22 protein-coding genes are annotated in these 23,421 nt (G+C 68.4%); 12 read left to right on the forward strand and 10 right to left on the reverse strand.

The window, feature by feature from the left end; all coding sequences use genetic code 11:
- Positions 1 to 90: 90 nt before the first annotated feature.
- Genes OYT95_RS14370 through OYT95_RS14400 form a run of 7 tightly spaced genes read left to right on the forward strand, consistent with a single transcriptional unit; the run spans position 91 to position 8,100 of the window.
- Positions 91 to 1,410 (forward strand): amidohydrolase family protein, encoded by a 1,320-nt coding sequence (locus tag OYT95_RS14370; protein WP_268791780.1) that lies wholly within the window; start codon positions 91 to 93, stop codon positions 1,408 to 1,410.
- 44 nt (positions 1,411 to 1,454) lie between these two features.
- Complete coding sequence (uraD, locus tag OYT95_RS14375; RefSeq protein WP_268791781.1) at positions 1,455 to 1,967, forward strand: 2-oxo-4-hydroxy-4-carboxy-5-ureidoimidazoline decarboxylase; 513 nt, start codon at positions 1,455 to 1,457, stop codon at positions 1,965 to 1,967.
- Positions 1,967 to 2,296, forward strand: a complete 330-nt coding sequence (gene uraH / locus OYT95_RS14380) for a hydroxyisourate hydrolase (protein ID WP_128640095.1) — start codon at positions 1,967 to 1,969, stop codon at positions 2,294 to 2,296. Before uraD ends, uraH begins: the two co-directional genes overlap by 1 nt.
- A 3-nt stretch (positions 2,297 to 2,299) precedes the next feature.
- The gene (gene pucL, locus OYT95_RS14385; protein WP_268791782.1) at positions 2,300 to 3,211 is read left to right on the forward strand and encodes a factor-independent urate hydroxylase; all 912 of its coding nucleotides are present in this window, start codon (positions 2,300 to 2,302) and stop codon (positions 3,209 to 3,211) included.
- The gene (locus OYT95_RS14390) at positions 3,211 to 4,578 is read left to right on the forward strand and encodes an 8-oxoguanine deaminase (RefSeq protein ID WP_268792244.1); all 1,368 of its coding nucleotides are present in this window, start codon (positions 3,211 to 3,213) and stop codon (positions 4,576 to 4,578) included. Before pucL ends, OYT95_RS14390 begins: the two co-directional genes overlap by 1 nt.
- Positions 4,579 to 4,582: 4 nt before the next feature.
- Entirely contained in the window at positions 4,583 to 5,392 is an 810-nt protein-coding gene (locus OYT95_RS14395; RefSeq protein WP_112301974.1) for an FAD binding domain-containing protein, read from the forward strand.
- Positions 5,389 to 8,100: a molybdopterin-dependent oxidoreductase gene (locus OYT95_RS14400; protein WP_128640097.1), complete on the forward strand. Its 2,712-nt coding sequence runs from the start codon at positions 5,389 to 5,391 to the stop codon at positions 8,098 to 8,100. The genes OYT95_RS14395 and OYT95_RS14400 overlap by 4 nt, the downstream gene beginning before the upstream one ends.
- Positions 8,101 to 8,132: 32 nt before the next feature.
- On the opposite strand, the gene OYT95_RS14405 is transcribed toward OYT95_RS14400, so the two are convergent.
- On the reverse strand, positions 8,133 to 8,597 hold the full coding sequence (locus OYT95_RS14405) for an NUDIX domain-containing protein (protein WP_268791783.1): 465 nt from the start codon (positions 8,595 to 8,597) through the stop codon (positions 8,133 to 8,135).
- 9 nt (positions 8,598 to 8,606) lie between these two features.
- Entirely contained in the window at positions 8,607 to 9,911 is a 1,305-nt protein-coding gene (locus OYT95_RS14410; RefSeq protein ID WP_037242147.1) for an NAD(P)/FAD-dependent oxidoreductase, read from the reverse strand.
- 164 nt (positions 9,912 to 10,075) lie between these two features.
- Here OYT95_RS14410 and OYT95_RS14415 point away from each other — a divergent pair, with 164 nt between their 5' ends.
- The gene (locus tag OYT95_RS14415) at positions 10,076 to 10,975 is read left to right on the forward strand and encodes a LysR family transcriptional regulator (RefSeq protein WP_037242148.1); all 900 of its coding nucleotides are present in this window, start codon (positions 10,076 to 10,078) and stop codon (positions 10,973 to 10,975) included.
- On the opposite strand, the gene OYT95_RS14420 is transcribed toward OYT95_RS14415, so the two are convergent.
- Complete coding sequence (locus tag OYT95_RS14420; protein ID WP_268791784.1) at positions 10,972 to 11,916, reverse strand: alpha/beta fold hydrolase; 945 nt, start codon at positions 11,914 to 11,916, stop codon at positions 10,972 to 10,974. The two genes, OYT95_RS14415 and OYT95_RS14420, sit on opposite strands and share 4 nt — an antisense overlap.
- Before the next feature lie 254 nt (positions 11,917 to 12,170).
- Between OYT95_RS14420 and OYT95_RS14425 the strand changes: the two genes are divergently transcribed.
- Positions 12,171 to 13,163 carry an isopenicillin N synthase family dioxygenase gene (locus OYT95_RS14425; RefSeq protein WP_268791785.1) on the forward strand — a complete coding sequence of 331 codons (993 nt, stop codon included), beginning with the start codon at positions 12,171 to 12,173 and terminating at the stop codon, positions 13,161 to 13,163.
- A 35-nt stretch (positions 13,164 to 13,198) separates the two neighbouring features.
- Positions 13,199 to 13,780: a nucleotidyltransferase family protein gene (locus tag OYT95_RS14430; protein ID WP_268791786.1), complete on the forward strand. Its 582-nt coding sequence runs from the start codon at positions 13,199 to 13,201 to the stop codon at positions 13,778 to 13,780.
- A 65-nt stretch (positions 13,781 to 13,845) separates the two neighbouring features.
- Here the strand turns inward: OYT95_RS14430 and OYT95_RS14435 are convergent, their stop codons facing one another.
- Both OYT95_RS14435 and OYT95_RS14440 read right to left on the reverse strand, forming a co-directional pair.
- A complete protein-coding gene (locus OYT95_RS14435) occupies positions 13,846 to 14,664 on the reverse strand; it encodes an ABC transporter permease (RefSeq protein ID WP_112301981.1) in 819 nt (272 codons plus the stop codon).
- Positions 14,661 to 15,617 (reverse strand): daunorubicin resistance protein DrrA family ABC transporter ATP-binding protein, encoded by a 957-nt coding sequence (locus OYT95_RS14440; RefSeq protein ID WP_037242175.1) that lies wholly within the window; start codon positions 15,615 to 15,617, stop codon positions 14,661 to 14,663. Before OYT95_RS14440 ends, OYT95_RS14435 begins: the two co-directional genes overlap by 4 nt.
- Positions 15,618 to 15,766: 149 nt before the next feature.
- Here OYT95_RS14440 and OYT95_RS14445 point away from each other — a divergent pair, with 149 nt between their 5' ends.
- Together OYT95_RS14445 and OYT95_RS14450 are read left to right on the forward strand one after the other, a co-directional pair.
- Positions 15,767 to 17,407 carry a helix-turn-helix transcriptional regulator gene (locus OYT95_RS14445; RefSeq protein WP_268791787.1) on the forward strand — a complete coding sequence of 547 codons (1,641 nt, stop codon included), beginning with the start codon at positions 15,767 to 15,769 and terminating at the stop codon, positions 17,405 to 17,407.
- A gap of 109 nt (positions 17,408 to 17,516) precedes the next feature.
- Positions 17,517 to 18,626, forward strand: coding sequence for a flavin-containing monooxygenase (locus OYT95_RS14450; protein ID WP_268791788.1), 1,110 nt, complete (start codon positions 17,517 to 17,519; stop codon positions 18,624 to 18,626).
- Here OYT95_RS14450 and OYT95_RS14455 read toward each other — a convergent pair.
- The 5 genes from OYT95_RS14455 to OYT95_RS14475 are packed head-to-tail and all read right to left on the reverse strand — an operon-like array spanning position 18,598 to position 23,384.
- A complete protein-coding gene (locus OYT95_RS14455) occupies positions 18,598 to 19,767 on the reverse strand; it encodes a lipid-transfer protein (protein ID WP_268791789.1) in 1,170 nt (389 codons plus the stop codon). The two genes, OYT95_RS14450 and OYT95_RS14455, sit on opposite strands and share 29 nt — an antisense overlap.
- Positions 19,764 to 20,186 carry a MaoC family dehydratase gene (locus OYT95_RS14460; RefSeq protein ID WP_037242186.1) on the reverse strand — a complete coding sequence of 141 codons (423 nt, stop codon included), beginning with the start codon at positions 20,184 to 20,186 and terminating at the stop codon, positions 19,764 to 19,766. The genes OYT95_RS14455 and OYT95_RS14460 overlap by 4 nt, the downstream gene beginning before the upstream one ends.
- A complete protein-coding gene (locus tag OYT95_RS14465; protein ID WP_268791790.1) occupies positions 20,183 to 21,193 on the reverse strand; it encodes a bifunctional MaoC family dehydratase N-terminal/OB-fold nucleic acid binding domain-containing protein in 1,011 nt (336 codons plus the stop codon). Before OYT95_RS14465 ends, OYT95_RS14460 begins: the two co-directional genes overlap by 4 nt.
- A 14-nt stretch (positions 21,194 to 21,207) precedes the next feature.
- Entirely contained in the window at positions 21,208 to 22,359 is a 1,152-nt protein-coding gene (locus OYT95_RS14470; RefSeq protein WP_037242192.1) for an acyl-CoA dehydrogenase family protein, read from the reverse strand.
- Positions 22,344 to 23,384: an acyl-CoA dehydrogenase family protein gene (locus tag OYT95_RS14475; protein ID WP_268791791.1), complete on the reverse strand. Its 1,041-nt coding sequence runs from the start codon at positions 23,382 to 23,384 to the stop codon at positions 22,344 to 22,346. Before OYT95_RS14475 ends, OYT95_RS14470 begins: the two co-directional genes overlap by 16 nt.
- Positions 23,385 to 23,421 lie beyond the last annotated feature (37 nt).

Below are 23,421 nucleotides of genomic sequence, written 5' to 3' on the forward strand. Positions count from 1 at the left end.
ACATTGCCCATGGCTGAAACGAGCAATGTGCGAACCCGTGTCCGGCGGACGCGAACCAGCCGCACTCCCGAGAACCCATGGAGGATGCGGATGCATGCCGATCTGATTTCCGATGTCACCGTCTACTCGAACGGCAGCTGGCTGCCGCACCGCGACGTCCTGATCGCCGACGGTCTGATCACCGAGATCCGCCCGACCGCTCCGGCACCGTCGGGGGCCACGGCGGTCGACGGGTCGGAGGCGTACCTGATCCCCGGATTCGTCAACACCCACACCCACCTGCAGCAGTCGTTGATGCGCGGCATCGGCGAAGGGCAGCCGCTGCTCAGCTGGCTGCTGACCGTGGGTGAGGAATCCGCGGTCATCACCCCGGAGCGCGCCTACCTGGCGGCGGTCGCCGCAAGCCTCGACGCCCTGCGCAGCGGCACGACGACGCTGGTCGAGCACATGTGGCCGCATCCGTCTCCGGACGTGCACGACGCGGTGCTGCGTGCCCTGGAAGACACCGGCGTGCGGGCGCTCCTCGGCCGCGGAGTGGCGGACCGCGCGGACACAACGCGCAAGTGGGGCGTCGACCCGCGCCTCCTGCAGCCGCTGCCCGGGGTGCTCGAGCACACCGACCAGCTGGTCAAGCAGGCCGACGGCACACGCGTCACGGTCGGTCTGGCCGTCCCCAACCCCCGGTCGCTGACGCCGGAGGGGATGGCGGCGGTGCGGCAGTTCGCAGGCGAACGCGACATGACCGTGTCGATCCACCTGCTGGAGACCACCACCGACGACATGATGTGCCGCGAACGCGCCGGCGCGGGCGCGGTCGACTACCTCGACAGGAGCGGGTTCCTGTGGGACCGGTTGCTCGCCGTGCACTGCTGCGAACTCGACGCCCACGGGCGTGCGGTGCTGGCCCGTCGTGGTGTGGCCGTCTCGTACAACCCGATGAGCAACATGCGTCTCGGCAGCGGCGTCGCCCCCGTCCCGGAGATGCTCGAGGCGGGGATCGCGGTCGGGCTCGGCGTCGACGGCGCCGCCAGCAACGACACCCAGGACATGCTCGAAACGCTGCGCATGGGCGCGTACGTGCAGCGGGCGCATCGCAAGACGGCCGACCTGTTCGGTTTCGACGCCATGATGGACCTCGCGACGAACGGCGCGAACGAGAATCTCGGTTTCGCGTCCCGCCCGAACGGTGTGGCCGTCGGCGGCGCGGCCGACCTGACGCTGATCCGCTTCGAGCGCGACTTCGGTTGCCTACCGGTCCGCGACCCGGGCGCGACGCTGTTGACCACCGGGAGCCGGCAGATCGTCGACACCGTGCTGGTCGACGGCGAAGTGCTGATCCGCGACGGACACAGCACCAGGGTCGACGAAGCGGGGCTTATCGCCGAATTGACCGCCACCGGTGCGCCATAGTGGTAGCCAGAGGTACCGAAAAGGCGCACGAGCGAGGAGCCCTCATGACCGAACCGCCCGGCCTGATCGCGTTCAACGCACTGAGCGTCGCGCGGGCCGTCGACCTGCTCGTGCAGTGCTGCTCGTCGACGGTGTGGGCGCAGCGGATGGCCGCCGGTCGTCCGTTTCCGTCCGCCGACGCGTTGTACACCGCCGCCGAGAACGTGCTAGGCGACCTGACGGAGTCCGAGGTCGACGCGGCCCTGGCCGGCCACCCGAGGATCGGCGACCGGGCGGACAACCCGTCGTCCGCTCGCGAACAATCGGCGGTCGCCGCCGCCGACGACGACGTCCGCGCGCGCCTGCGGGCCGGTAACGAGGAGTACGAGCAGAAGTTCGGGCACGTCTACCTGGTGTGCGCGTCCGGCCGGTCGGCGCACGAACTGCTGGACGTGCTGCGCGACCGCCTCGGCAACGACAGCGCGACGGAGCGCAAGATCCTGCGGACCGAACTGGCCGCCATCAACCGGATACGCCTCGAACGCCTTCTCGGCGAGATCGGAGACACGGCACACTGATGTCCAAGATCCTCAGCACCCACGTGCTCGACGCCACCGACGGCACACCCGCGGCCGGGATGCACGTCCGTCTGCTGTCACCCGAAGGCGACGTCATCGCGAGCGCGGCGACCGATACGGACGGCCGGATCGCCGAGATCGCACCCGAGGGTCTGATCGCGGCCACCTATTCGCTGGCCTTCGACACCGGCGAATACTTCGCCGCCCGCGGCCAGGAGACGTTCTACCCGGAGGTGTGCGTCACGTTCGTCCTCGACGACCCGCAACGCGGGTACCACGTCCCGTTGCTGTTGTCCCCCTTCGCCTATTCCACCTACCGCGGGAGCTGAAGAATGACCGACCTCACCGGCGCCATCGTCCTGGGCGACAACCAGTACGGCAAAGCCGAGAACCGCATCGTGCGGATCTACCGCGACACCCCCCGGCACGAGATCCGGGACGTCAGCGTGTCGACCTGCCTGCGCGGCGACTTCTCGGCGGCGCATCTCGCCGGCGACCAGAGTTCGGTGCTGCCCACCGACACCCAGAAGCAGACGGCATACTCCTACGCGAAGGAGAAGGGGCTCGACTCCATCGAGGAGTACGGGCTGACACTGGCACGACACTTCGTGGACGACGTGGCCCCGGTCGAGGGCGCCCGCATCGAGATCGAGGAATACGCGTGGCAGCGCGCGGTGGTCGACGGGGCGGAGCACGACCACACCTGGGTGCGCAAGGGTGAGGAGGTGCGCACCGCGGCGATCACCGTCGACGCCGACGGCACGTGGGTCGTCGGCGGGCTGAAGGATCTGGTGATCCTCAAGTCCACGGGCAGCGAGTTCTTCGGATTCCTGAAGGACGAGTACACGGTTCTCGAGGAGACCCACGACCGGGTGATGGCGACTTCGCTTGTCGTGCAATGGCGGTTCGTCACCACCGACGTCGACTGGAACGGTGTCTACGCGGGCATCAAGGAGCAGATCGTCGCGACGTTCGCGACCGTCCACTCGCTCGCCCTGCAGCAGACGCTGTACGAGATCGGCAAGGCGATCCTCGAGCGCTACCCCGTGCTCGCGGAAGTGTGCCTGTCCGCGCCCAACAAGCACCACTTCGCCCACGACCTCGCCCGCTTCGGAGTGGAGAACGACAACGAGGTATTCCACGCCGCAGACCGCCCGTACGGCCTGATCCAGGCGACGGTGCAGCGGTCCGACGCCCCGGACGCCGGACCCGCGTGGTCCGCGTACGCGGGCTGGCTCAGCTGATGAACGCCGGCCCGGGCACCGTCGTCGTCTCCGGCGCGTACGTCGCCACTGTCGACGCGGCGGGTACCGAGTACCCGGACGGGTACGTCGTCGTGCGGGGCAACCGCATCGTCGACGTCGGTGCCGGTCCCGCGCCCGTGATCGACGGTGCGCGAGTGGTCGACGGACGGGGTTGCCTGCTCACTCCCGGGCTGGTGAACACACACCATCACCTGTACCAGTGGATCACCCGCGGGCTCGCCGCCGACGACACGCTGTTCGGCTGGCTGACCACGCTCTACCCGATCTGGGCGGGGATCGACGCCGACGCCGTCCGGACCGCGGCCACCGGCGGTCTCGCCTGGCTGGCGAAGCACGGGTGCACGACCACGACGGACCACCACTACGTCGTGCCACGCGACGGCGGCGACGTCTTCGGCGCCGAGATCGAGGCCGCGCAGACCGTCGGGCTCCGGTTCCACCCCAGCCGAGGGTCGATGGACCTCGGTCACAGTCAAGGTGGACTGCCACCCGACTCGGTGGTGGAACGTCTCGAGGACGTCCTGAAGGGCACCCAGGACGTCATCGACCGGTGGCACGACCCGGCTCCCGACTCGATGCTGAGGATCGCGGTGGCCCCCTGCTCCCCGTTCTCCGTCACCGGCGACCTCCTGACCGAGGCCGCGGCCCTCGCCCGTTCCGCAGGAGTGCGGCTTCACACCCATCTCGCGGAAACCGTTGACGAGCAGGACTTCTGCCTCGAGCGTTTCGGCTGTACGCCGGTGCAGTACATGGAGCAACTCGGCTGGGTGGGCCCCGACGTCTGGTACGCGCATGCCGTCCACCTGGACGACGTCGCGATCGCCGCAATGGCAGGCACCGGCACCGGGGCCGCCCACTGCCCCACGTCCAATGCGCGCCTCGGCGCCGGGATCGCCCGCGCCAAGGACCTCCGGGCGGCGGGTGTCCCGCTGGGGCTCGGAGTCGACGGCGCCGCCAGCAACGAGGCGTGCAACATGCTCGAGGAGGCCAGGCACGCCGTGCTGTTCGCGCGGGCCCGCGGCGGCCCGGGTGAGATGACGGTGCGCACCGCCCTCGACCTCGCCACGCGCGGCGGGGCCCGCGTCCTCGGCAGGGAGGACGACCTCGGCTCCCTCGAGCCGGGCAAGCTGGCCGACCTCGCACTGTGGCGGGTCGACACCCTCGCACATTCCGGCATCACCGATCCGGTGGCGGCGCTCGTACTCGGAGTCACACCGCCACTGGAGTTGCTACTGGTGAACGGGCGAGCCGTCGTCGAGCGTGGGAGAGTGATCACCGTGAACGAGGAGAACGTCGCCGCAGAGGTCGAGCAGGCCCACCGGGCCCTGGTGCGCAAGGCGGGGTGAGTCGATGGATCTGTCGTTCGTGACGGAACTCTCGGCCCCGCGCAGCCGTGACGACCTGCCCGCCCCGGAACCCGGAACGGCGTACCTGGCGGGCGGCACCTGGCTGTACTCGGAACCGCAGCCGACGGTCACCCGGCTGGTGGACCTGACCACCCTCGACTGGCCGGCGATCACCGTCCACGACGACGGACTCGAGCTCGCCGCGACGTGCACCATCGAGAATCTCTGCAACGCACCGCTTCCCGCCGAGTGGACGGCGACGAACCTGTTCCGGCCGTGCGCCGAGTCCCTGGTCGCCTCGTGGAAGATCTGGCACACCGCGACCGTCGGCGGCAACCTCGCGCTGGCACTCCCGGCCGGGGCGATGATCACGCTGTGCTGCGCCCTCGACGCCGAACTCCTGATCTGGACGGCCGACGGGGGTGAACGCCGAGTCCCGGTGAACCGATTCGTCACCGGCGCCGGTCGCACGGTGCTCGGAGACGGTGACCTGATCCGCAGCATCCACCTCCCCGCTGCCGCGCTGCGAGGCCGCACGTCGCTGCGCAAGATCGCGTACTCGCCGCTCGGACGGTCCGGCGCCCTGCTGGCGGGGCGTGTCGACGCGGACGGTTTCGCGCTGACCGTCACCGCGTCGACCGTGCGCCCGTTCGTCCTCCGCTTCCCCGCCGTTCCGGGCTCCGACGCGTTGAGCGAGTCTCTGTCGGAACGGATCTCCCCCGACGACTACCTGACCGACGCGCACGGCGCCGCGGACTGGCGTCGTCACGTCACGGGAGTCCTCGCCGAGGAGATCAGGAGGGAGCTGGAATGAAGTTGACGGTCGACGGACAGTCGGTGGATGCCGACGCACGGCCCGGTCAGTGCCTGCGCACCTTCCTGCGGGAGCAGCAGCGATTCGCGGTCAAGAAGGGTTGCGACGCCGGCGATTGCGGCGCCTGTTCCGTGCTGCTCGACGGCGCTCCGGTGCATTCGTGTGTGGTGCCGGCGCATCGGGCCGAGAACCGCGAAGTGACCACCGCGGCCGGTCTCGGCAGTCCTGATCGACTCCATCCCGTGCAGCAGGAGTTCGTCGATGCGGCGGGCTTCCAGTGCGGGTTCTGCACACCCGGGATGGTGGTGACCGCGTCCGCGCTCGACTCCGGTCAACGCGCCGACCTGCCGCGCTCACTGAAGGGGAATCTGTGCCGCTGCACCGGCTATCGCGCCATTCGCGACGCCGTCTGCGGCGTGTGCACCACCGAATCGGACAGTGCCGGTGAGTCGTTCGGCCGTTCCATTCCCGCGCCTGCCGCCGCCCGGGTGGTGTGCGGCGCCGAGCCCTACACACTCGACCTGGCCGTCGCGGGCCTGACGCACATCCAGATCCTCGGCAGCCCGCACGCGCACGCCCGCATCACCCGCCTCGACACGTCCGCCGCGGAGAGGCTGCCCGGCGTCCACGCGGTGCTCACCCACCACGACAGTCCCGACGTCGCCTTTTCCACGGCCCGCCACGAGTTCCGCACCGACGACCCCGACGACACCTACGTGTTCGACACGACCCTCCGGTTCCGGGGACAGCGCGTCGCGGCCGTCGTCGCGGACTCCGTCGACATCGCCCGGCGCGCAGTGGAACTGATCGACGTGGAGTACGAAGTACTGGAACCGGTCTTCGACCCCGACCTGGCACGCCGCCCCGGTGCACCCCTGCTGCACGGCGACAAGGGCGCCGATTCCCGGATCGCGGACCCGGCACGGAACCTGGTGGCCGAGGTCCACGGGGAGATCGGCGACCTCGCCGCCGGGCTCGCCGCGGCACGGGACACGGGCGCGGTGGTGCAGGGCACATGGCAGACGCAACGCGTGCAGCACGCGCATCTCGAAACCCATTCGGCCATCGGGTGGCTCGACTCCGACGGGCGGCTCACCCTCCGCAGCAGCACCCAGGTGCCCTTCCTCGTCCGCGACGAACTCGCCCACCTGTTCTCGCTCGACCGCTCCCAGGTCCGGGTGTTCACCGCCCGCATCGGGGGCGGCTTCGGCGCCAAGCAGGAAATGCTGGTGGAGGACCTCGTCGCCCTCGCCGTTCTGCGCACCGGCAGACCGGTGCAGTACGAGTTCACCCGCTCCGACCAGTTCACGATCGCCCCGTGCCGGCATCCCATGCGGGTCTCGGTGAAGGTCGGTGCCGACGGCGACGGAAAGCTGACGGCACTCGCCGTCGACGTGCTCTCCGACGCCGGTGCCTACGGCAATCATTCGGTGGGCGTGATGTTCCACGGCTGCAGCGAATCCGTTGCGCTGTACCGGTCGCCGAACAAGCGGGTGGACGCCCAGGCCGTCTACACCAACAACCTGCCGTCCGGCGCGTTCCGCGGCTACGGACTTGGCCAGGTCATCTTCGCGGTGGAGTCCGCGCTCGATCAGCTGGCGACGCAGCTGTCCATCGATCCGTTCGAACTGCGCCGCCGCAACGTGGTCGTTCCGGGCGACGACTTCGTCAACTTCGAGGTGGAGCACGGCGACCTCACATACGGCAGTTACGGGCTCGACCAGTGCCTCGACCTGGCGGAGGCCGCACTGCGCCGCGGCAACGACGTGCGCCCGCCGGACGGGCCGCAGTGGCGGGTCGGTGAGGGCATGGCGGCGTCCATGATCGCGACCATCCCGCCGCGGGGGCACTTCGCGGACGTGTCCTGCACCCTCGTCGAGGGCGGCCGGTACGAACTTCGGGTGGGCACAGCCGAGTTCGGCAACGGCACCACCACCGTCCACGCCCAGCTCGCCGCGTCCGCGCTGGGCACCACCGCCGACCGGATCACCGTGCTGCAATCCGACACCGACGTCGCCGGGCACGACACCGGCGCGTTCGGTTCGGCAGGCACGGTGGTCGCGGGGAAGGCGGTCCATCTCGCGGGGACCCGGTTGCGGGAGCAGTTGTTCGAGGTCGCCCGCCGCATCGCAGGTGCCGCCGAGGACAGCGACTGCGCACTGACACCCGACACGGTCGAGGTCGCCGGGCGGGTCGTCGAACTCGACAAGCTGGTGCCCGAGGGACCGATCCGCGCCGAGGGCAGGCACGACGGCACCCCCCGCTCGGTGGTGTTCAACGTGCACGCGTTCCGGGTGGCGGTCGACACGGTCACCGGGGAGGTCCGGATCCTGCAGTCCATCCAGGCGGCGGACGCCGGCACGGTCCTCAATCCGCAGCAGTGCCGCGGGCAGGTCGAGGGCGGCGTCGCACAGGCGATCGGCAGCGCACTGTACGAGGAGATCCTGCTCGACGGCGCCGGGACGGTACTCAACCCGGAGCTCCGGAATTATCACCTCCCGCAGCTCGTGGACGTGCCGGACACCGAGGTCTACTTCGCAGACACCTACGACGAACTCGGCCCGCACGGCGCCAAGTCGATGAGCGAATCCCCGTACAACCCGGTCGCCCCAGCCCTGGCCAACGCGATGGCGGACGCCACCGGCGCCCGCCTTCGCCGTATCCCGATGACCCCCGCCGCCGTCTGGCGTGCGCTTCCGCGCCCGTGAGTACTTATTAACCGCGGGACGTTAATAAGTACTCACGGGCGGCGAAGCCGCAGCGCTCTTACCATCGGACGCTGCCCCTTGACCAGTTTCGTCTCGGCGACGTCCGCCGGAAACCAGCGGGCGTCGTCGACCTCGGGGAACTGCTGAACCTTCCCCGACCGTGGCGGCCACTCCAGCTCGAACGTGTTGCTCTCGACGAAGGCGACGTCGTCGCTCACCTCGGCCGCATAGACGGTGATCACCTTGCGTGAGGGCTGCCGGAATTCGCCGAGCAACTCGTACTCCGCCGCCGGTGGCGGCGCGCCGATCTCTTCCTCGAACTCGCGCAACGCGGCCGCGTAGGGGTCCTCGCCCTCGACGTATTCGCCCTTGGGGATCGACCACGCCGCCTCGTCCTTACGTGCCCAGAACGGGCCGCCCATGTGCACGATCCACAACTGGAGCACCCCCGCATCGTCTGTGCGATACAGGAGTACTCCAGCGCTGGTGACGGTCATGGACCCAGGTTAGGCTGCGGCGTCCTCCCGCTGGTCGCGCAGCTCGGCAGGTTCGATTTCCTGGGCGTAGTGGAAGTGCGGGCGCCGGTGTCCGAGGAACGAACCGCACCACGACATCACCGCGACGTACCGGTTGCGGAATCCGACCAGGTAGACGAGGTGCACGGCGAGCCACAGGAACCAGGCGAGCACACCGGTCAGCTCGACTTTGCCGACGCGGGTGATCGCACGGAACCGGTTGATGATCGCCATGCTGCCCTTGTCGCGGTACGTGAACGGAGTTCCGAGGGCACGTTTCCCGGTGATGATGGCCGCGACGTGGCGTCCACCCTGCATCGCGAACGGCGACTGGGCGGGCAGGTTGTTCAGCGACGCCATGTCGCCGATCGCGTAGACGTCGTCGTAGCGGCCCACCGTGAGGTCCTCGTCGACCAGCAGACGGCCGCCGCGGCCGGTCTCGCAGCCGGTCCGTTCCGCGAGCACCGCGGCGAAGTCGTTGGCCTGGATGCCTGCCGACCAGATGATCGTGTCCGCGGTGAGGCGCTTCTCGAAGCCGGTGCTCGGCGACGACAGGGTGGCGCCGTGTTCGTCGATGTCGGTGACCATCGTGCCCAGCACCACCTCGACACCCGCCTTCTCCAGCGAGTCCTGCGTGTACTTGCTGAGCTTGCCGCCGAACACCGGCAACGTCTCCCCCGCACCCTCGACGAGGGTGACGGTGACGTCTTCGGACGTGATGTCGCGGAGCGACTTCTCGAAGTAGCGGCCCGCCAGTTCCTTGATCTGACCTGCCAGTTCGACACCGGTCGGACCGGCACCGATCACGATGAAGTGCAGCAGGTCGCGGCGACGTTCCGGATCGGAGGTGGTGTGCGCCTCCTCGAAGCAGCGGACGATCTGCCTGCGCAGCCGGTCGGCGTCGGCGACGGTCTTGAGCGCGTACGTGACCTCGGCGAACTCGTCGCGACCGAAGTAGGCCTGCCGGGCGCCCGTCGCGGCGATCAGGCTGTCGTAGCCGATCGTGTGGCTCACTCCGCCTGCCTCGTAGACGACCACTTTCTTGTCCGGGTCGACGTCGACGACGCGGCCGAGCCGGACGTCGCCGCTGGGGTACTTGGCGAGAATCGCGCGGATGGACGGGGCGATCTCGCCGGGCGAGATGACACCGGTGGCGACCTGGTACAGGAGGGGCTGGAAGAGGTGCTCGGTGGTCTCGGAAATCAGCACGAACGGTGTGCCGGCCTTGCCGAGCTTCTTCGCCGCCGCGAGGGCGCCGAATCCCGATCCCACGATGACGACCTGTGTGCGATCCACCGAAAACCTCCTACTGCTTCAGTCCTGCTTCAGGCGTCTACTTAGCGCCGCGTATGAGCTCCACATTAGGGATCGTCCGTTGTTAATCGCCAGTAAGCTGGGGAAATCGAAATTGTGTTATCTCGATTGCTCATAAATCCGCCAGAAAGACGTAACCTCAGGTCATGGAGTTCCGACAGCTTCGCTACTTCCTCGCGGTCGGTGAGGAGGGCAGTTTCTCGCGCGCCGCGCAACGCTGCTTCATCTCCCAATCGGCGATCAGTCATCAGATCGCCAAACTCGAGCACGAGTTGGGCACCACCCTGCTGGAACGGTCGACTCGCGCCACCCGGCTGACCGCGGCCGGCGAACGCCTGATGCCCATCGCGGCCGAGATGATGGGCCTCGAGGCCCGCGCGCTGTCGGTGGGACTCGATCCCCGCAACCGGCTCCGCATCAGCGCGAGCATGAGCTTCGCGACGCAGAGCCTCGAGGCGATATCGCTTGTCCGCGAAGACTTCCCGCAACTGGACATCGAATTCGTCATCAAGGACTTCACCGACCGGATGACCGCCGTCGCGTCCGGGGACGCCGATCTCGCGCTCATCCGCGGCGGCGTCGACCGGCCGGGGCTCGAAACCGTGGAATTCGGGCTCGAGGACCTGGTGATCGTCACGTCGAGCAAACATCCACTGGCGGGGGTCTCGACAGTCGACCTGAGCGAACTGGCGCCGTACCCCCTGCTACTACCGCCACGCAGCAGTCAGATCCTGATCCACAACGTGGTCGAGGACGCGTTCCGGCAGGTCGGGCAGCGAGTCATGCTCGGACCGTCGATCCCCAGCGACCACACGGCCACCCTCGACGTGCTCACGACCCCGCGGTCGTGGACCGTGCTGTACGCCGACACCGCCGACGCGACTCCCCGACGGGGACTGAGCTTTCTGCGCGAGGCGCACGACCGACTGCGCATCCCGGTGTGCGGGGTGGTCCGGAGCGGAACGGCGACGAGACCCGAACTCACACACCTGTTCCGCGCGCTCGCGCAGTCGATCGCCGGATCCGGCCAATCGACCGAGGCTTAGGCGTCGATCAGTCCGTGCCGGTCGACCCACGTGAGCACGTGGTCGAGCATCGTGCCCGGAACCTCGAGCTGCGGGGTGTGCCCCACGTTCCCGAGAATGACGCTGTCCCACCGCGGGTTTGCGGTCGCCACCTTGCGGGCCGCCGCGACCGGAACCAGCCGGTCGCGGTCGCCGTGAAGCAGGAGAACAGGTTGTGCGATCGACCGCATGGTGTCGAGGTAGCGGCGTGGGCGAGCCAGGACCCGCATCAGCGACCTGCTGGCCTGAAGGAACGCCGCATCCTCGGACGGCAGCCCGCGCCGGTATCCCGCGAGAGCCGCTGCCGCATCGAGGGAATCTTCCGACGCCCGGCTCGGCTCGGCGAAGCACAGGTCGATCATCCGCTCGACCAACTGCCGGTCCGTCAACTTCCTGCTCGAGTACTGCAGGAACCGCTCCCCCACGAACGGCGTGAAGTACATCGCGAACTGCGCCGCGATCCGCGGGTCCGGGATCCGTTGCGCGACAGGCAGTGCGGGATCGACAAGGACGAGGGCCGAGACCGTCTCGGGGTGCGCCGCCGCCTCGAACAGCGAGATCATGCCGCCCATCGAATTGCCCATCAGGATCACCGGACCGCCGACGACATCCTTCAGGAAGCGATGCAGCACCTTCGCATTGGCGCCGACTCCGGTTCGGCGGCGGCCGGACGGACTGAGCCCGAATCCGGGGAGATCCACGGTCAGCACCCGGGTGCGCTCCGCGAGGACCGGTGCGATCCGGACCCAGTTGAGATGCGAGCCGCCGAGACCGTGAACCATGACCACGGGAAGAGATCCGGTGTCGTCACCGTATTCGACCCAGTGGACAGGACCGTCGATGTCGACGACGCTGCCGGAGCCGCCCCACTGCTGAGCGAACTCTTGCCCGGCGGGTTCGCCGATTCTGTTCGGATCCACCATGTGTCCGTCCGTTCCGACTGTTGGCGTGTCGAGGCCACCGGCCAGTGTACGGCGCACCTCGCGGCGTGGGCGAGAACCATTGGTTGCATGTAATTATTGCGGGATCACTGAGCGGTCACTTCTCCTGATCCTTGCCTTATCGACGGTTTATACATTTAACGCTCGCGTCACATCCGCGACCTCTCTCGTCACGTTTGCACGCAATAGTGGTTCAAACACGCCAGATTGCATGTAATCAAGGACGGAGAGACAAGATGGCCGGCAGCCACACGCTGAACGAACTCGCCAAGGAATCCCGTATGGGTGGGCTCGGGACGGAGACCACCGACCGCGAGATCCGCCGAATCGACCTCTCGGACTTCGAAGCTCGACGCTCCGACATCACCGAACAGCTGTGGAACGCGGCGGTCGACGTCGGCTTCTTCCAGGTCTACAACCACGGCATCGACCTCGCCGATGTGCGCAGGGCGTTCGCGATGTCCGAGCAGTTCTTCGGCCTCGATTCGGCCGTGAAGGCGCAGTACCCGCTGAAGAAGGGCTTCAACTCCGGGTGGGAGAGCAAAACCCAGGTGCGCCCGTCCATCGGCGTCCCGGACGAGAAGGAGTCGTACCAGATCACCCGGCCGCACATGGGCGACCTGTGGCCCATCGAGGAGGAACTCGCCGGTTTCCGCGACACGATGCTCGGATTCGAGGCGCAGTGCTGGGACGTGGCGATGCGACTGCTGTCCTGCTTCGCCGACAAACTCGGGTTCGAGCGCAACTTCTTCGCCGAGGCCCACGACCCGGCGGTCGACAGCTACCAGAGCACCCTGCGGATGCTGCACTACTTCGCCATCCCGGAGCACCTTCGCGGCGACCTCGGCCTGTGGCGCGCCGGAGCCCACACCGACTTCGACTGCCTCACCCTGCTGTTCCAGCAAGAGGGCCAGGGCGGTCTGCAGGTGCTGCCGGGCAAGGAGATGGACACCCAGGAGTGGACGCCCATCGAGCCGTCCGAGGACGCGATCACCTGCAACATCGGCGACATGCTCATGCGGTGGAGCGACGACCGGTTGCCGTCCAACTTCCACCGCGTCAAGAACCCCGGACCGGACGGCGACCACGGCGCCCGCTACAGCCTCGCGTTCTTCGCCCAGGCCAACCGCGACGTCGTCATCTCCGGACCGGCGGGCAAGTACCCCGACATCACGGCCGAGGACTACCTCTACCAGCGCGTCAACGCGAACTTCGCGAAGGAAAAGTAAGTTGAACGCATGCTGCGCGGACCGGTGAGACCACGATGACGATCGGGGGCGTGCTGCTCGCCGCCGGGGCCGGTTCGCGCATGGGCCTGCCCAAGGCACTCGTCGTCGGCGCGGACGGGCAGCCGTGGCTGGCGCGCGGAGTGCGAGTGCTGTCGGAGGCCGGATGCGAGCCCACCGTCGTGGTGCTCGGTGCCCGCGCCGAGGAAGCCGAGGACCTACTGCCCGGCGACGTCCCCGTCACCGTCGGGATCGCGGAGGACTGGCAATCGGGACTGTCGGCCTCCCTGCGCCGGGGGCTGGAGGTCGCGGCAACGTTCGACGACGTCGATGCCGTCGTCATCACCCTCGTCGATCTCCCCGACCTCGGTGCCGACGCAATCCGGCGGGTGGCGTCGGTGCCGCCCGGCGACGCCCGGTCGGCGCTCCGTCAGGCTCACTACGGCGGACGTCCGGGCCACCCCGTGCTGATCGGCCGGGACCACTGGCTCCCGTTGCGGCGCAGCCTCACCGGGGACTCCGGCGCAAAGAATTACCTCGGGGCACACGGTGCCGAGTCGGTCGACTGCTCCGACCTGGGGTCGGGCCGCGACGTCGATTCGCCGCGCGAACTCCGCTAGCCCTGTGGACGAACGGGACGCTCGTTCGATCTGACGCAACGGGCGTCCCGTTGGTCCGGCCACCATCAGCGGCTGACGGCCTTCTTGTACCGCCGGATCGCGAACGGCACGAAGATCACCAGCAGGACCGCCGACCATGCCAGTGAGGCGATGATCGGGTGCTGCAACGGCCACGCGTCGGGAACGGTCATGGCCGGGTTGGTGTTTCCGAACAGTTCCCGCACGGCCTGCGTCACCGCGGAGACCGGATTCCATTCCGCGATCACCTTCAGCGGACCGGGCAGGTTGGTGGTCTCGACGAACGTGTTCGCGATGAACGAGAGCGGGAAGATGACGATGAAGCTGGCGTTGTTGAACACCTCCGGTGTCCGGATCCACAAACCGACAACCGCCATCACCCACGACAGCGCGTAGGCGAACAACAGCAGGAGCAGGTAGCCGAGCACCGCTTCGCCCAGGCTCGAGTGGATGCGCCACCCGATGATCAGACCCGTCAGCGACATCACGACGAGGCTGACGATGTTGATCAGGACGTCGGTGGAGGTGCGGCCGAGGAGGACGGCGGACGGGGCCATCGGCAGCGACCGGAACCGGTCGATGATCCCCTTCTGCAGATCCTCGACCATCCCGAGGCCCGTCCACGTGGCCCCGAAGATGACTGTCTGCGTGAAGATCCCGGCGATCAGGAACTCCCGGTAGGACATTCCCGGAACCTGGATGGCGCTGCCGAACACGTACGCGAACAGCAGCACGAACATGATCGGCGACAACGTGGTGAACACGATGAGGTCGGGGACGCGCTTGATCTTGATCATGTTGCGCTTGGCGATCGTGAGCCCGTCCGCGAGCGCGGTGTGCACGGACGCCGTCTGTGGTGCGCTCATGAGACGTGCTCCTCTTCGGCTTCGTGTCCGGTCAGGGTGAGGAAGACGTCGTCCAGAGTCGGCCTGCGCAGACCGACGTCGAACACCTTCACTCCTCGATTCGAGAGTCGGCCCAGCGCCTCGACGAGGGCGTCCGCGCCACCGGTCACCGGCACCGTCACCCGGCGGACGTTCTCTTCCACCAGGATGTCGCCTGCGGCGAGTGGGGCCAGTTCGTCGCGCACGACGGACAGCTCGATGCCCTCCCGGACGCTCAGTTCGATGCGCTCACCGCCCACGCGGTCCTTCAATTCGTCGGCGGTTCCGCGGGCGATGACCGAACCGTGGTCGATCACCGCGATCTGGTCGGCGAGGCGCTCGGCTTCTTCCATGTACTGGGTGGTCAGGAGAAGCGTGGTGCCCCTCGCGACCAGATTGTCGATGACATCCCACAGCGCCAGTCGGGCGCGGGGGTCGAGCCCCGTGGTCGGTTCGTCGAGGAACAACACTTCCGGCTCGGCCACGAGCGCACCCGCGAGGTCGAGACGCCGGCGCATGCCACCCGAGTAGCCCTTGACGGGGCGATCTCCCGCTTCGACCAGGTCGAACTGTTCGAGCAGTTCACGGGCGCGCGCCTTACTGCGTTTGCCCCCGAGGTGGTAGAGCCGCCCGACCATCTCGAGGTTCTCGAAACCGGTGAGGTACTCGTCGACCGCCGCGTACTGCCCCGACGCGCCGATCCGGGATCGGAGCACCCGAGCATCGTGGACGACGTCGAGACCGGCCACCTGCGCCCGGCCGGCATCCGGGACGAGAAGCGTGGTGAAGACCCGCACCGCCGTCGTCTTGCCTGCGCCGTTCGGGCCGAGCAGCGCCATCACCGTTCCCGACGGGACCGCGAGGTCGACTCCGTCCAGTGCCGTGACCTTGCCGTACTTCTTGACCAGACCCTCTGCCGTTATCGCATCGACCATCAGAAGTTCCCATCCGTTGGCGTGTCGACCCAGTGTGACTCGAGGCACCGACAGGTTGCAGGGAATATTCGACGTTCCCGGCAGGCCCGGTGCGGCGGTAGTCTGAAATCCGAGCAGGTCAGCGGCCAGATCTTCGGCAGGAGACAGTGATGTCCGACGCGGCGTCGGAACTCCGGACGGGCCGTGCGGCCTACGAACGACGGGACTGGCGCGGCACCTACGCACGACTGTCGGACGCCGACCGGCAGACCCCGCTGTCCGGTGACGACCTCGAACTGGTCGCCACCGCCGCCTACCTGCTCGGCGACGACGACGCCAGCACCGAATGGTGGGAACGGGCGGTGCACGAGTGGACCCGCGCGGGTCGACCGGTGCGCTCCGCTCGGTGCGCGTTCTGGCTCGCGTTCGTCCTGATCATGCGGGGCGAGCAGGCGCGCGGCGGCGGCTGGCTGGGCAAGGCCCAGCGACTACTGGACACCGCGGGCACGGACTGCGCCGAGCGCGGCTACCTGCTGGTGCCGCAGGGACTGCAACGGATCGACGACGGTGACGGCACCGCCGCCCGGGACATCTTCCGCACGGTGATGGAGACGGGCACCCGCTTCGCCGACCCGGATCTGACGACGCTCGGTGTGCTGGGCACCGGCCATTCGCTCGTCCTCCTGGGGGACGTTGCCGAGGCGGTGTCCGCATTCGACGAGGCGATGGTCGGGGTGACGTCCGACGAGGTGTCCCCGGTGGTGGCGGGGATCGTCTACTGCGCCGTAATCGAGCAGTGCCAGAACATCTGCGATCTCCGGCGATCCAGGGAATGGACTGTGGCGCTGGAGGAGTGGTGCTCTTCGCAACCCGACCTCGTCCCCTACCGCGGTCAGTGCCTCGTCCACCGCGCCGAGATCCTGCAACTGCAGGGCGAGTGGCCCACGGCGATGGACTCGGCGCGGCGGGCGCATGAGCGACTTTCCTCGCATGCCGCGGCGGGGTCCGCCGCCTACGTGATGGCCGACCTCCACCGCCTGCGCGGCGAGGTCGCCCAGGCCGAGAAGTTGTTCCTGGAGGCGAACCGCTGGGGCAGGCGCCCGCAGCCCGGCCTCGCGCTGCTGCGGATGGCGCAGGGACGGGTCGGCAGCGCGGCCGCGTCGATCCGCTGTGCGGTGGACGAGTCCACCGGCGCCGTGGAGCGCGCCCGGCTGCTGCCCGCCTGCGTGGACATCCTGCTCGCCGCCGGCGACGTCCCGGAAGCCCGAACAGCCGTCGACGAACTCGACTCGACCGCAACACGATTCGCGATCCCCTACCTGTCCGCACTGTCCGCGCAGGCGTCGGGATCGGTGCTGCACGCCGAGGGACGGGGCAGTGACGCACTGACCGTTCTGCGCGACGCGTGGCGGCGCTGGCAGGACATCGGCGCGCCCTACGAGTGCGCGCGGGTCCGGGAGACGGTCGCGCTGGTGTGCCGCGACCTGGGGGACGACGACACCGCGCAGATGGAGCACGACCTCGCGTCCGCCACCTACCGGCAACTGGGTGCGGTCCCGGACCTCGAGCGACTGCGGGCAGAGTTCCGCCCCGACCCGACGGTCAGCACCCCACTCACCCCGCGAGAAGTGTGCGTGCTGCGCCTCGTGGCCGCAGGCAAGAGCAACCGGGCGGTGGCGACGGAACTGTTCCTCAGCGAGAAGACGGTCGCGCGGCACCTGAGCAACATCTTCGTCAAGCTGGGGATCTCGTCGCGGTCGGCGGCCACGGCCTATGCCTACGAGCATCGCCTCGTCGGGCCGTCTGCATGAAAGTACCCATACGGTCGTACGTATCTGCGCCTTTCTCCCGACGCGCCGAGTTCGGCCCGGTCATAGCGTTGAGCATGACCACCGATCACCCGAGGGAAGAAGGCAGACGATGTCCACAGAACGCTTCGACACGATCGTGATCGGCGCCGGACAGGCCGGCCTCGCCACCGGATACCACCTCACACGATGCGGGCAGCGCTTCGTGATCCTCGACGCCCACGACCGCGTCGGAGACGTGTGGCGGGAGCGGTTCGACTCGCTCCGGCTCTACAGTCCCGCCCGGTACGACAGTCTGCCCGGCTGGGGACTTCCCGCCCGGGGTTGGTCCTGGCCCGGGAAGGACGAGGTCGCCGACTACTTCGAGGCCTACGCGGAGCGATTCGCGCTACCGATCCGGACCGGCACCACCGTCGACGGCCTGTCCCGTGTCGGCGACCGATACGTCGTCACGGCCGGGACGGACCGATTCGAGGCCGACAACGTCGTCGTCGCGTCCGGAACGTGGCAGTCCCCGGTCCTCCCGGATCTCGCCGAGCGCCTCGACCCCCGGATCCGGCAACTGCATTCGAGCGACTACCGCAATCCGTCCCAGCTGCAGGACGGGCCGGTGCTGGTGGTCGGGTGCAGCCACTCCGGGGCGGACATCGCGCTGGAAGTCTCCCGTTCGCATCGCACCACGATCTGCGGGCCCGTCCGCGGGGAGGTGCCGTTCGACCTCGAGGGGCGCCTCGCCCACATCGCGATTCCGATCATGTGGTTCATGGCCAATCACGTTCTGACGGAACGCACACCCGTCGGCCGGAAGATGCGCACCCACGTCCGCTCGGGTGGCGGACCACTCCTGCGGGTCAAGCGAGCCGACCTGGCCGCCGCCGGGGTGGAGCACTTCCCCGCGAAGGTCACCGACGTCCGCGACGGCACACCGGTCCTCGACGACGGCACCGCACTCGACGTCCGCAACGTCATCTGGTGCACCGGGTTCCGCAAGGACACGTCGTGGATCCAGATCCCGGTCACCGGATCCGACGGGTGGCCCGAGCAGTCCCGCGGAGTCTCGCCTGGCCATCCGGGACTGTATTTCGTGGGGCTGCCGTTCCTGCAGGCATTCGCGTCGATGCTCACCGGCGGGGTGGGCAGGGATGCCGGGTATGTCGCGAAACACATTGCGCGCAGACAGACTCGGGCCGGGCTCAGGCCGTCAGCACCAACCCTGACGTAGGCACGCCGGTCCCGGCGGTGACGAGGACGTTCTGCACACCGGAGACCTGGTTCACGGACGTGCCGCGGATCTGACGCACGCCCTCGGCGATGCCGTTCATCCCGTGGATGTAGGCCTCGCCGAGCTGGCCTCCGTGGGTGTTGAGCGGCAGACTGCCGTCGAGGTCGATGGCGCCGTCGGCGATGAAGTCCTTGGCCTCGCCGCGGCCGCAGAAGCCGAGCTCTTCGAGCTGCATCAATACGTATGGTGTGAAGTGGTCGTAGAGGACGGCCAGATCCATGTCCTGCGGTCCGAGCCCGGCCTGATCCCACAGCTGCCTGCCGACCAGCTCCATCTCGGGCAGTCCCGCGAGCTCCGGACGGTAGTAGCTGGTCATGATGTACTGGTCGCTGCCGCTCCCCTGAGCCGCCGCGGCGATCACGGCCGGTTTCTGCTTCAGATCCTTCGCCCGCTCCGGTGACGTGACCACGATCGCGATGCCGCCGTCGGATTCCTGGCAGCAGTCGAGCAGGTGCAGGGGTTCGGCGATGAACCGGGAGTTCTGGTGGTCCTCGAGGGTGATCGGTTTGCCGTAGAAGAAGGCGCTCGGATTGGTGGCGGCATGCTTGCGGTCGGTGACCGCGACCCGTCCGAAATCCTCGCTCGTAGCGCCGTACTCGTGCATGTACCGCTGTGCGACCATCGCGACGAACGCCGCCGGTGTCGACAGGCCGTGCGGGTAGGAGAACGCGTTGTCGGTACCCGACGAGTTCACCTGCTGCACCAGACCGGAGTTCACCTGCCCGAACCGCATTCCCGACCGCTCGTTGAACGCCCGGTACGCCACCACCACGTCGGCGACACCGGTGGCCACGGCCATCGCCGCCTGCTGCACCGTCGCGCACGCCGCACCTCCGCCGTAGTGGATGCGGCTGAAGAACTTCAGGTCCGGAATGCCGACGGAACGGGCCACGGCCGCTTCGGTGTTGGTGTCCATCGTGAAGGACGTCAGGCCGTCGACGTCCGCGGGGGTCAGCCCGGCGTCGTCGAGCGCCGCCGTGACCGCCTCCGCCGCCAGCCGTAATTCGCTGCGGCCCGAGTTCTTCGAGAAGTCGGTGGCACCGATCCCGGCGATGACAGCCTTGCCCGACAGCCCACTCATGCACCCGCTCCGTTCGTGCGTCCGTCCAGGACGAGGGTCACCTTCGACGTGATGTGGTCGCCGAGACCGTTCTTCCCGACGACGTCGAGCGTGACGATGCCGTCGACCACCGATGCCACCGTGCCGCTCAGCGTGAGGGTGTCGTAGGCGTACCACGGAACCCCGAGGCGCAACGCGATCGACGTGATCACCGCGTTCGGCCCCGCCCAGTCGGTGACGAACCGCTGCACCAGACCGGTGTCGGTGAGGATGTTGACGAAGATGTCCTTCGACCCGCGTTGCTGCGCCAGGTCGCGGTCGTGGTGGACGTCCTGGAAGTCGCGTGTCGCGAGTGCGGCCGAGACGACGAATGTCGGGTCGCCGGTGACGGTCAATTCCGGAAGCGTCGTTCCCACCGCGACATCGAGAGTGGACGTCATGACTGCTCCTTCGCTCCGCGCTGCCACGCGTACAGGGTCCACGGTGTGCCACCCGTCTCTTCGTCGCCCGGGAAGTCGAGGTAGATCGCCTCCACCGGCATCCCGACCGTCACCTCGGCGGGGTCGACACCGCGCAGCTCACCGAGCATGCGGACGCCTTCCTCCAGTTCGACCAGCGCCACCACGAACGGCAGCGAGCGTCCCGGGACCTTCGGCGCATGGTGGACGACGTAACTGAACACCGTCCCGCGGCCCGACGCGACGACGTAGTCGGTCGTCTCCGCCTTGTCCTTCCACAGTGCGGGCACCGGCGGGTGCTGCAGTGCACCGTCCTCACGCTGCTGGATCCGCAGTTCGTGCGCGGCCACGCCGTCCCAGAAGAACTGGGTGTCCTGTGAGGCGCTGGGCCGCATCAACTTGGTGGGGTCGAGGTCGTCGTAGCTCGCGCCCCGACCGTTCGCCGACTGCGACTTCGGTTCGGCGGGTCTGGGCGCGAACTTCAGGATGCGGAACAGCATCTCGGCGACGACCTCGTCGATGCCGTCGCCGTTCGCGACCCGCCACAGGCTGCGGGTGGTGAAGAACCATCCCTCACCGAGGCCCGTCTTCTTCGGGCCCACGAGGTCCTCGAGGGTCGTGGTGATGGTGACCTCCTCGCCGACCTTCAGGTAGCGGTGGTAGATCTGATCGCAGTTGGTGGCGACGACGGACGTGAATCCGGCCTCGTCGAGGATGGTCGTCATGCGCCCGAGCGGGTCGTCGGGTTGCCGAACGGCGTTCAGGCCCTGCATCGTCCACACCTGCGCCATCGCGGGCGGGGCGACGATGCCGTCGTGTCCCGCTGCCCGCGCCGCCGCCTCGTCGACGTAGATCGGATTCCGGTCGCCGATCGCCTCCACCCAGTTGCGGATCATCGGCAGGTTGATCGGGTCACGCCCGGGGCGAGGGGCGCTCGGGCCCGCCGACCGGACCTCTTCCGCGGCCGCGAGAATCTGTTCGGAACTCATTTCGCGCGGCGCTCCTATCGCGGGACTCGGGGAAGTTTCAGACCGGCTGTCGCGATCAGCTCGCGCATCACCTCGTTGACGCCGCCGCCGAACGTGATGACGAGGTTGCGCTTCACCTGCATGTCGAGCCACCTCATAAGGTCGGCGGTCTCGGGCTCGGACGGGTCGCCGTAGCGTCCGACGATCTCCTCGACGAGTCGGCCGATGCGCTGAATACGTTCGGTGGCGAAGACTTTCGTCGCGGACGCGTCGGCGATGTCGATGGCATCCGCCTCACTCGACGCCACCTGCCAGTTGAGTAGTTCGTTGAGGCGGTACGTCGCGTGGATCTCGCCGAGCGTACGCCGCACGTCCGGCTCGTCGAGCAGTTCGTGCGCGACGGCCCAGTTGCGGATGCGGTCGTAGAGACCGCCGACCCGGCCTGCCGGCCCGAGCATCACGCGTTCGTGGTTGAGCTGGGTGGTGATGAGTCGCCAGCCCTGATTCTCCTCACCGACCAGCATGTCCGCGGGAACCCGGACGTCGGAGTAGTAGGTGGCGTTGACGTGATGGGCACCGTCGCAGGTGATGATCGGCGTCCAGCTGTAGCCCGGGTCCTTCGTGTCCATGATCAGGATCGAGATGCCGCGGTGACGCGAATCCGCCGAGCCCGTGCGGACGGCGAGCCACAGGTAGTCGGCGTCGTGACCGCCGGTGGTGAAGATCTTCTGCCCGTTGACGACGTACTCGTCGCCGACGCGCACGGCCGTGGTCCGCAGGGCCGCGAGGTCGGTGCCCGCTTCCGGTTCGGTGTAGCCGATCGCGAAGTGCACCTCCCCGGCCAGGATCGCGGGCAGGAACTTGCGCTTCTGCTCCTCGGTCCCGTACTTCTGCAGCGTCGGACCCACCGTCTGCAACGTGACCGCGGGCAGCGGCACGTCGGCGCGGGTCGCCTCGTTGACGAAGATCTGCTGCTCGATCTCGCCGAAACCGCGGCCGCCGAACTCCACCGGCCAGCCCACACCGAGCCAGCCGTCCTTGCCCATCCGGCGGATGACGTCGCGGTAGGTGCTGCCGTGCCGCTCGGTGCGCATCACCTCGGCCTCGGCAGGCGAGATCAGTCCGGAGAAGTAGCGCCGGAGTTCCGCTTGCAGCTCACGCTGCTCGTCGGTCAGATCGATGAACACCGGGCCCCCACGAGGTCGAGTCGGTACGAGGCGCCGCCGACGAGGCGGGCCAGGTCTTTGGCGGTCGAGTAGTAGCGGTGCAGCGGGTACGTGACGTCGACGCCGATCCCGCCGTGCAGGTGGTGCAGAACCTGCATGGCGGCAGGCACTTCGGCGGCGATCCAGTACGCCATCACGTCCAGATCGTCCTGGGCGTCCAGGCCTTCGGACACCCGCCACGACGCCGCGAGCGCCGACACGTGGAGGGTGCGGGACGTGACGTAGACGTCGGCGATCTGCTGCGACACGGCCTGGAACGTGGCGAGCGGTTTGCCGAACTGGTGGCGCGTGGCGAGGTGCTCACCTGCCAGAACCGTTGCCCCCGAGAGCAGTCCGTCCGCCACTGCACCGATGGACGCCAGTGCGATGCGGTACAGCGTCTGCACCGCGTCGTCGCCGGCCGCGAGCAGTTCGCCCCGCGCACCGGCGAACGTGATCGCGAATTCGGGGCTACCCGACGCCGAGGGTGTCGGCGCGAGCGTGACGCCGTCCGCGCCCGGGTCCACCAGCACCACTCCGATGTCCGTGGGCACGAGGATCCGGTACGCCTGCTCGGCGTACGGCACCGCGAGCACGCGTCCGGTGACGGAGTAGCCGTCTCCGTCCGCGACCGCGGTCACCGAGGGCCGTGCCGGGAACTGCGCCCCCGGTTCGGCGAGGGCCGCGGTGAACGTGCGGCCGTCGGCGAGACCGGTGAGCAGGGCGTCCTGTTGTGCGTCGTCGCCCAGCGCGACGATGGGCAGCACACCGAATCCGAGGGTTGCGAGGGCCGGAACCTGCGCCGCCTCCCGCCCGACCTCGGTGAGCAGCGCACCGACGTCGGTGACCGAGAGCCCTTCGCCGCCGAGACGTTCCGGCAGTGCGAGGGTCAGCAGATCGGCGTCGGCGAATGCGGCCCAGAGGGCGTCGCCGTCGAGGTCGCGGGCCAGCAGTCCGGCCGCGACCTGGGCCACGGCCTCCTGGGTTTCGTCTCGAGTGAAGTCCACGCTGACAATCCCACTTTCAATTTAGAACGTGTTCTAG

This window comes from Rhodococcus sp. JS3073 (assembly GCF_026810085.1).
GTDB lineage: Bacteria > Actinomycetota > Actinomycetes > Mycobacteriales > Mycobacteriaceae > Rhodococcus_F > Rhodococcus_F wratislaviensis.

Bases quoted from the DNA above. Each gene is read 5' to 3' on its own strand.
- OYT95_RS14370 (WP_268791780.1), top strand. From the start codon at position 91: ATGCATGCCGATCTGATTTCCGATGTCACCGTCTACTCGAACGGCAGC.
- uraD (WP_268791781.1), top strand. From the start codon at position 1,455: ATGACCGAACCGCCCGGCCTGATCGCGTTCAACGCACTGAGCGTCGCG.
- uraH (WP_128640095.1), top strand. From the start codon at position 1,967: ATGTCCAAGATCCTCAGCACCCACGTGCTCGACGCCACCGACGGCACA.
- pucL (WP_268791782.1), top strand. From the start codon at position 2,300: ATGACCGACCTCACCGGCGCCATCGTCCTGGGCGACAACCAGTACGGC.
- OYT95_RS14390 (WP_268792244.1), top strand. From the start codon at position 3,211: ATGAACGCCGGCCCGGGCACCGTCGTCGTCTCCGGCGCGTACGTCGCC.
- OYT95_RS14395 (WP_112301974.1), top strand. From the start codon at position 4,583: ATGGATCTGTCGTTCGTGACGGAACTCTCGGCCCCGCGCAGCCGTGAC.
- OYT95_RS14400 (WP_128640097.1), top strand. From the start codon at position 5,389: ATGAAGTTGACGGTCGACGGACAGTCGGTGGATGCCGACGCACGGCCC.
- OYT95_RS14405 (WP_268791783.1), bottom strand. From the start codon at position 8,597: ATGACCGTCACCAGCGCTGGAGTACTCCTGTATCGCACAGACGATGCG.
- OYT95_RS14415 (WP_037242148.1), top strand. From the start codon at position 10,076: ATGGAGTTCCGACAGCTTCGCTACTTCCTCGCGGTCGGTGAGGAGGGC.
- OYT95_RS14420 (WP_268791784.1), bottom strand. From the start codon at position 11,916: ATGGTGGATCCGAACAGAATCGGCGAACCCGCCGGGCAAGAGTTCGCT.
- OYT95_RS14425 (WP_268791785.1), top strand. From the start codon at position 12,171: ATGGCCGGCAGCCACACGCTGAACGAACTCGCCAAGGAATCCCGTATG.
- OYT95_RS14430 (WP_268791786.1), top strand. From the start codon at position 13,199: ATGACGATCGGGGGCGTGCTGCTCGCCGCCGGGGCCGGTTCGCGCATG.
- OYT95_RS14435 (WP_112301981.1), bottom strand. From the start codon at position 14,664: ATGAGCGCACCACAGACGGCGTCCGTGCACACCGCGCTCGCGGACGGG.
- OYT95_RS14440 (WP_037242175.1), bottom strand. From the start codon at position 15,617: ATGGTCGATGCGATAACGGCAGAGGGTCTGGTCAAGAAGTACGGCAAG.
- OYT95_RS14445 (WP_268791787.1), top strand. From the start codon at position 15,767: ATGTCCGACGCGGCGTCGGAACTCCGGACGGGCCGTGCGGCCTACGAA.
- OYT95_RS14450 (WP_268791788.1), top strand. From the start codon at position 17,517: ATGTCCACAGAACGCTTCGACACGATCGTGATCGGCGCCGGACAGGCC.
- OYT95_RS14455 (WP_268791789.1), bottom strand. From the start codon at position 19,767: ATGAGTGGGCTGTCGGGCAAGGCTGTCATCGCCGGGATCGGTGCCACC.
- OYT95_RS14460 (WP_037242186.1), bottom strand. From the start codon at position 20,186: ATGACGTCCACTCTCGATGTCGCGGTGGGAACGACGCTTCCGGAATTG.
- OYT95_RS14465 (WP_268791790.1), bottom strand. From the start codon at position 21,193: ATGAGTTCCGAACAGATTCTCGCGGCCGCGGAAGAGGTCCGGTCGGCG.